Genomic DNA, 5,140 nt, shown 5'->3' with positions numbered 1-5,140 from the left:
TCCCTCGGCTTCGCGGCTTTGGTAGCAGATCCAGCTTGAGACGCCGGCGTTGAGGTCTTTGAGCAGCGACAGGGAATCGGTCGGCTTGCCGCGAACAAAAGCGCAGGCCCAAGCCATCAGGCGTCCCAAGGGATCGGGGTATTGCTGGACCGCCAACGCGCCGAGGTCGCTCCACTCGTCGTACGTATAGAGAAACGGCCAGGAAATCGCCGATGGGGCGATGTCGAAAACGGGCCAGAGTTCGGCTCCAAGCTGGAGTTCCGTAAAGCTGTCGATCACGAGATGGTCGGCCAAGGCCTGAAACGTCGCCGTCGCCACCGCGTTGCCGAACACGTCCTGCGCCCAGTTCACGGAAGCGGCGGGCGCGATCGTCACTTCGTTCGAGATCAAGCGGAGATCGCGGCTCTCGCGTGGACGAAGCATCAAAAGGTGAGGGCCAAGGCTGACCGGCTGACGGTAGCGATAGACTGTCCTGTGATGGATGTTGAAAATTTTCGATGGAAGCTCCGGCATGATGGGGCATGGCGGCCATTGGATGGTCGCCTGACTTCCGATTGAGGCGCGACCGTGATCTTGCATGATCAATTGCTCCGAGAACTCTATTTCCATGTATGGCTTTCAATCCCCTGAGCGCGGCGCCGGTTTTGGACCTCTTCGGCGCAGCTCCAGCCGGAGCGGAACCCGCGCCGAAGCCAAGTTAGGCGCAAGCGCGCCATCGAGCATTGTTTGTAAATCGGGTTACTCGGCCGGGAGCGACGACCGCGCGGTCTGGCGCAGGAAACGCGCGCGCAGACGCGGAGCAAGCATCCACGAGAGCGGCGCGGACAGAACTGCGCTGACGCAGATGACCCATGGCATCAGAGTCATCGCCAGCGCCGACAAGGGCGTCGCCAGCACCAACACTGTCCCGACGCCAAACAGGACCGCCTGAACCATTGTGTAGATGAGAATCGAGATTTGCAGCCGGATCGACATAGACAATCTCCATCAAAATCTGGAACAGCCTGGCTTGACAATTCGCCTGTGGAGTGAGGGGACCATCTCAAACGGCCAATGTATCCACAGACAAAAACGCTATTATCATTCTTCTCAGAAATACTTTTCTGTAGCGGAATAATACTACGTCATGCTTAAGCTCGTTTTGTATATTACAAGATATTTACGCTGGCGCGGCAGGCTCGGAAATTACCTATTGTCCGCTACGGCCAGCTTCGCCCGGCGCGCCGTCGATGCGCGATCGGGGCAAACGCCTGCGAAACGCGAATCCCTTGCTCGGCGAGGATCGCGCCGTTTGGTTGCTCCCGCGTTGCGTTATGCGAGCGATTCCCCAAGCGCGACAAGATGCGATCGAGGAGAAACCATGCGGAACCTTTTTGCCCGATCCCGAAATGAAATCGGATCACGCGCGCCGGCGGCTCCGCTCCCGTCCGCAGGCGGGCGGCGAAGCGGGCAGCCAGTCGGTCGGCGGTTCAAGGGGTATTACTTTTTCTCCGCACCGTGGGTGGCGAGCAAATCCTGCATATCGCTGGCGTGCTCCTCCTCGACCGCGAGAATCGACTCGAGCATCCACCGTGTGGCCGGGTCGTCGTCGCCGAAGAAGCGGATCAGTTCCCGATAATGGTCGACGGCGATCCGTTCGGCGATGAGATTCTCCTTGATCATCGCGACCAGATTGGATCCGATGGAATATTCGGACGCCGACCGGGCGGCCAGGCCTGAAGGATTGAAATCCGGCGCGCCGCCGAGCTGGTTGATGCGTTCGGCTACGGCCAGCGCATGTCCCTGTTCTTCCTTGGCGTGCTGAGCGAACTCCGCCTTGACGCTTTCGCTGGCGATGCCAGTGGCGACGATGGAGTGCTGAGTGTAGCGCAGAACGCAAACCAGTTCGGTGGCGAGAACGGCTTGCAGAATCTCGATGTTGCGGGCGACGTCGCCGATGTAGGTTTCGCTTACGGCGCCCTGCTCGATGTGATGACGGGCCCGTTCCCGCAGGGATTTGACGTCGCTGATGAAATGCGTCGCGTCGTGCTTCTCGGCGGCCGTTGCATGTTTCATGGCTTGCTCCTGGTTCGGTTGTGAAGCTTTTGCGAAATTCCCGAAAATTTTGGCGCCGATGAGCCTATCCGGATAAGGCCAGGGGCTTGAACCGCGTCGACAGAGATTCGCTGCCGCCGCAGTTCACTTCTCGCCGCCGAAGCCCGGAAGAGCCTTTTTTCGGTGACATTTTCCATCATTTGGACATTCCGCCCCAAAGACTGGCGCTGGGAATGGGAGGCGAGCGCGCCAAGTCCCCTTGTTAGGCGCGGCGGTATCGAGTGACCTGGTGAAGGCCCTCCGACGGTTGGATCGGGTAACCGTCGTCGATTTTCGCGCCACGAGGATGGCAATCCGTCACGCTTATCGCGCAATGGTCCTAAGCGTAACGATCGGCGACCCGGTCAAACAGACCCGGAATCTACTCACGGCAAATACAATGCGAGATCGGGTCGAAAATCTGCCTCGACACCTTCGAAGAATTCAATATTTCCTGTCCCGAAGCCAGCAACGCGCGCCGCCATGAGTCGCAGAAATATTGAAAAGTAACGCAAGCATGACAGCAACCGGGGCTCCTCTTCTGAAATCCTGAAATCCGGCAAAGGGCGCCTGAGTAGTTTCCGATCCTGCCTTGCCGCTCGGCGCTGCTGATAAAGTTTCAAGTATTGCGGGGCCGCGGAGCCAATTCAGCGGCGCGGCAAGCAACAGGAGGCTCGAATGGTTGACAAGGATCGGATCGCCGGATCGGCGAAAGAAGTCACGGGCGCTGTCAAGCAGGCGGCGGGCAAGTTAGTCGGCGATGTCAAGCTGGAGTCGCAGGGCGCCGCCGAAAAAACCGAAGGCAAGATTCAAAATGCCGTCGGCGGCTTGAAAGACACGATCAAAGAGACGTCGAAGGCTGAAAAGCATTAGGCTTCCGCCCGATGTCGCCCCGCCCAACGCAATGCGGGCGACGGCGCGAAGGGCGGCGCGCCGCGGTTCATGCAGCACGCCAATGAACGGTTGCGGCCAACAAAAAAAGGACATTTGAAAATGTCGATAGGCACAATTCTCCTTGTTATCCTGGTCATCCTTTTATTGGGTGGGTTTTCCGGGGTTGGCGGCGGCCCATTCTACGGCACGGGCTACTATGGAGGCGGTGGTCTCGGCCTCGTGGTTATTGTCCTGCTGGTATTGCTTCTGCTTGGCAGAATTTGACTCCGCGAGAACCTGTCCGCGGAAGGCAGATGCTCAACGCAGAACGCCCGCGGCAGCTTTTCGCGGGTCCTGGTCGATGCGGTTTGTTGCGAGAGTCGATGACATGAACAGGAGTCGCAAGCGGTAGCTGGCGCGACAAGACGCGGTGTCGGATTGCGCCCTTGAACGCCGCGCTGGCTTGGTTGATCGCGCCCGGGGCGCGCGGCGCGAAGCTGAAGAATTCCTTTCCAATCATTCCCGCGCACGCGCTGATCGTCGTGTGCCATCCGGCAATGGAGGCTGCTATGGGACGTGGTATTTTGCTCTGGCTTCTGGGCGTTCCAATACCGGTCATCATCCTCATCGCTCTTGTCCTTCGATAGGGAGATTGACTTTGACGATTTTGGAAATAGCCGATCTCGCCAGAGAAGAGTCCCCGATTGATGACGAAGCCTCCGCTTCGGCCATCTCCTGGAGCGCCGTCTTTGCTGGCGCGATCGTTGCGGCGGCATTGTCCCTTGTCTTGTTGCTGATGGGCTCCGGCCTGGGACTCACCATGATTTCGCCATGGTCGAGCCGTGGAGTCAGCGCGACGACGTTTGCTGTATCGACAGCCATATGGTTGATCGTCGTTCAATGGCTTTCCTCAGCGCTCGGCGGTTATCTCACGGGACTGTTGCGAACAAGATGGGGTGGAGTTCATACGGATGAAGCCTTCTTCCGCGACACGGCGCACGGGCTGCTGATGTGGGCGCTCGCCACCGTCTTGCTGGCCGGAGTTCTGAGTTCGGCGGCCTCGGCAATTGTGTCTGGAGGCGCCGGCGCGGCCGCGTCGCTGGCCTCTGGACAAGCTCAAGGTGCGGCCGATTCCGCAACCGGCAGGGCGACAAATGCAGCGGGTTTGCCAGCCGAATATTTCATCGACCTGATGTTTCGCGCGCCGGCGGCTTCGTCTTCCGCCTCCGACGCTATTGTAGCGATCCAGAATGGGACCGCGCCCCGGGCGGAAGCTTCGCGGATTCTCATTGTGAGCGCCGCCTCCGGCTCGGTGTCGGCTGCTGACAGAAGCTACCTCGCGCAACTCGTTTCCGCTCAGATCGGGCGGCCCGCCGCCGATGCGCAACAGCGCGTAGATGATGTCCTTGGCCAAATCGATCAGGCCAAAGCAAAGGCAAAGGAAACAGCGGACAAAGCCCGCAAGGCGGGGATCACGATGACGCTTTTGATGGTGCTTTCGCTGATCATCGGCGCTTTCGTCGCCAGCGCCGCGGCCGCGCTTGGGGGGCGTCGGCGGGATGAGGCGTAAGAGCCCAACCGTCGACCAGGACGGCCAGGCGGTTCGGTCTCAGGGTTGGATCAGCGCGAAACGCCAGCGTCACGGCTTGAGACTAGGTTATCCGGGTGGGCGCCTCTTGTTAGCGAGGGAAGGCCGATGATTCCCCGACGTGCCGCAAAGGACTTCCCGGTGGTATGCGTGGGCGGCTCCGCTGGGGGCCTCGACGCCTATACCCGATTGCTCCAGAACCTGCCGAACGACATGGGAGCCGCCATCGTCATCGTCAATCACTTGAGAATTGTCGCCACGCATTTGCATGAGATTCTCCCCCGCTTCACCGGGATGCGTGTCGAGATGATCACCGACGGATTGGTTCTTCGGCCAAACCATGTTTTCATCATTCCCGCGCAACGCGACTTGCATGTTCTCGAGGGAGAGTTCCATCTCAAGCCGATTTCAAAACCAAGGGGATGGCCGGATGTCATCACGGTTTTCCTGCGTTCCCTGAAGCAGCATTGGAACGGCAAAATTATCGCGATCATCGTCTCCGGCTATGATGGCGATGGCGCGGCGGCGCTTTGCGGGATCAGGGAAGTGGGCGGCATCACCATTGCGCAAAAGCTTGATACCGCCAGCCAACCCGACATGCCCGAG

At 59.5% G+C, this 5,140-nt stretch carries 7 protein-coding genes; 4 read left to right on the top strand and 3 right to left on the bottom strand.

Annotation, left to right across the window (positions count from 1 at the left end):
* From QZY01_RS13545 to QZY01_RS13535, 3 genes are all read right to left on the bottom strand, one after another.
* The coding region (locus QZY01_RS13545) for a transglutaminase N-terminal domain-containing protein (protein ID WP_294537872.1) at positions 1–513 on the bottom strand (513 nt) is incomplete at its 3' end.
* Between the two features lie 225 nt (positions 514–738).
* On the bottom strand, positions 739–975 hold the full coding sequence (locus QZY01_RS13540; RefSeq protein ID WP_294537866.1) for a hypothetical protein: 237 nt from the start codon (positions 973–975) through the stop codon (positions 739–741).
* 504 nt (positions 976–1,479) lie between these two features.
* Positions 1,480–2,055, bottom strand: a complete 576-nt coding sequence (locus QZY01_RS13535) for a ferritin-like domain-containing protein (protein ID WP_294537864.1) — start codon at positions 2,053–2,055, stop codon at positions 1,480–1,482.
* Positions 2,056–2,751: 696 nt separating this feature from the next.
* Here QZY01_RS13535 and QZY01_RS13530 point away from each other — a divergent pair.
* From QZY01_RS13530 to QZY01_RS13515, 4 genes are all read left to right on the top strand, one after another.
* Positions 2,752–2,946 carry a CsbD family protein gene (locus tag QZY01_RS13530; protein WP_294537862.1) on the top strand — a complete coding sequence of 65 codons (195 nt, stop codon included), beginning with the start codon at positions 2,752–2,754 and terminating at the stop codon, positions 2,944–2,946.
* Positions 2,947–3,066: 120 nt separating this feature from the next.
* Positions 3,067–3,231 (top strand): DUF3309 family protein, encoded by a 165-nt coding sequence (locus QZY01_RS13525; RefSeq protein WP_294537870.1) that lies wholly within the window; start codon positions 3,067–3,069, stop codon positions 3,229–3,231.
* Between the two features lie 178 nt (positions 3,232–3,409).
* Positions 3,410–4,516: a hypothetical protein gene (locus tag QZY01_RS13520; protein WP_342394900.1), complete on the top strand. Its 1,107-nt coding sequence runs from the start codon at positions 3,410–3,412 to the stop codon at positions 4,514–4,516.
* Between the two features lie 126 nt (positions 4,517–4,642).
* Positions 4,643–5,140: chemotaxis protein CheB (locus QZY01_RS13515; protein WP_294537860.1), on the top strand; the 498-nt coding region annotated here is incomplete at its 3' end.

It is taken from the genome of uncultured Rhodoblastus sp. (assembly GCF_903903185.1).
In the GTDB taxonomy this organism is placed as follows: domain Bacteria; phylum Pseudomonadota; class Alphaproteobacteria; order Rhizobiales; family Beijerinckiaceae; genus Rhodoblastus.
The sequence above is the reverse complement of the archived record's forward strand: the minus strand, read 5'-3'. Positions and strand labels throughout refer to the sequence as shown.